This is a genomic window from Ohtaekwangia sp. (genome assembly GCF_036568665.1).
In the GTDB taxonomy this organism is placed as follows: Bacteria; Bacteroidota; Bacteroidia; order Cytophagales; family Cyclobacteriaceae; genus Ohtaekwangia.
In genome coordinates this window covers 1-2182 of the sequence record NZ_DATCSD010000017.1, presented here as the reverse complement: position 1 = coordinate 2182, position 2182 = coordinate 1, and the positions used below count along the sequence as shown (strand labels likewise).

The window sequence follows — 2182 nt, the reverse complement described above, 5'->3', positions numbered from 1 at the left end:
TGGTTAGTTGTAAAATCGTAGATACTTTTCTACATTCGAATAAGAGCCCATCGTTCTACACATTTGTTGTAGAAAGGTGGGCTTTTGTATTTTATTCTCTTGGGTCGACTCGTTGTTCGGAGTTTGTGTTTCAGATAGTCGACTGCTCTGGCTAACCAAGGTGAACTCTCAGCCTATATTTTCGAAAGTGACTGAGGGTTAATGAAGTCTTTATATGTGGATGTTATTAGATGGGCTCTAATACACGCAAAGCTTCCTCGTGCTTGTAAACTGAGGCATGCATCCTCCAGCATGGAACGTTGGGGCTAAAGTTGGCTATGCAAGAAGAAATTAAAAAAACCTACCCCTCACCAGGTGCCCGGTAGCCGGGCACCTGGTTTTTTATAGCTGCCAATAACAAAAAAGTCACAGGCATCTACAGCAATCGCTGTTTATGGATGCTATATTAGTATATATTCTTGCCGACTTTGTGTTGTCTTTAAGCAGCAGTAGCCATATCGTTGTGTGAACGTTCTGCTTGCCGGCTATACCGGTATAAAGACGTAGAGGAAGCTTTTTGTAAATTAATTTTTTGCATCTACCAGAGGGAGAGGTTAGCTATTGCCTAGATAAGAGAATACATGAAAGTTACTGTTAAAGATTTTTTGCACGTACGGGTAGGGCGCCCGAGCCTCACAGCGCCAAGCTATCAATATCTCGCACCCGGCAGTGAACTGGAGGTTGATGGTAAATTATACAATGGCGATAGCGTTGGTAATGTAAATACCTGGCTGAAAGATGCTGCCAATAATTACTATTGGAGTGGAGGTATTCAGAACATCAACGAAATTATTGCCCGTATAGCATTAACGGAATACTCGGAAGATGATTTCTGGTGGCATAAGGATTTTAACCTCGGGGAACTTTGGAAAAAAGGATTAAGTGGCGAGCGTGTAAAGCTGGCGGTTTTAGATTCGGGTATAGCATTGCCACATCCTGATCTTATTGTCAACGCTAATAATTTGAAAGATGTATCCGATAGCTTGTCAGGTGTAATGGATCAGATGGGACACGGCACGCATGTAACGGGAATCATCAAAGCTTCCGACAATGGATTTGGAGTAAAGGGCGTTGCCTATAATTCAAATTTCTACCTGGGCAAAATTACGAACGACCTTCGCGGAGATAATGTAGTATACCTGGTAAGAGGTATCGAATGGGCTGTTGATCAGGCAATGGATATCATCTCGATAAGTAATGGAGTAAAAGTAAATGACCCTGCACTGGAAGCTGTTATCAATAAAGCTATCGCGAAAGGAATTTTAGTTGTGGCTGCTGCGGGAAATAAAGACTCCACTACGGGTGGTGATCTTTTATATCCTGCCAGATATACTTCCGTGCTTTCTGTAGCCGGTGTTACGAAGAGTAAACAGCCTTTGGTGGATACGATCAATGCAGCGAATACAAACATCTTTGCGCCAGGCGAAGAAATTTTTTCTACAGCCATGAATAAAGCCTATTGTAATCTTTCCGGATGTAGCCAGGCAGCACCGTATGTGGCAGGAGTAGCAGCGCTCTTGCTGGAAGCCGCCAGACATAAAAATGCCAACTATAAAGCGCTTGATCTGAAAGCTCACCTGGTAGACAATGCCGATTCACAACCGTATGGTAAATTGATAAACCCCGTTAATAGCTTTAATAATTTATAAGATGAAAAGAAATATACTATACCTGAGCCTTGCACTGGTGTTATTTATACTTCCCGGTATAGTGCGAGCGCAGATCGCGTATCAGGATGCATGGGATCTGGCAGCATTAAATCCGATAATAGATAGTGGTCGTGTATTGTTCCCGATCATGAACCAAAGCAATGTAAAGGCGGCAGAGATATTGAAGAAGTATACTGATAAGAGTAAGTATGGCGAAATTCAGAAGGAGTTCTCCACGAATCCCTTTTTGAGGTTGCCTGATGTTAATGCCCAAAGCAGCAATACCATTACAGCAGGGGCTGCTAAACTTTTTGCCGGAGCTGCCAACCTTGATATAACCACCCAGGCCGAAGGTATAGCGCTGTTTATGATAAGTCGCGCGAAAGAAGAACTTACTATATCTTTCTTTAACCGATTCAAGAAATGTGTTGAAGAAAATCCGGAGATCGCGGTGTTGTTTCCTAAAACAGCCGGCACACTGGAGCATCTTCTTT

General features: G+C 42.8%; 2 protein-coding genes. Both read left to right on the top strand.

The features are described 5' to 3' along the window. Positions 1-620: 620 nt before the first annotated feature. Positions 621-1688: a S8 family serine peptidase gene (locus VIN08_RS00755; protein WP_331958747.1), complete on the top strand. Its 1068-nt coding sequence runs from the start codon at positions 621-623 to the stop codon at positions 1686-1688. 1 nt (position 1689) lies between these two features. Beyond that, the coding region (locus VIN08_RS00750) for a hypothetical protein (RefSeq protein WP_331958744.1) at positions 1690-2182 on the top strand (493 nt) is incomplete at its 3' end.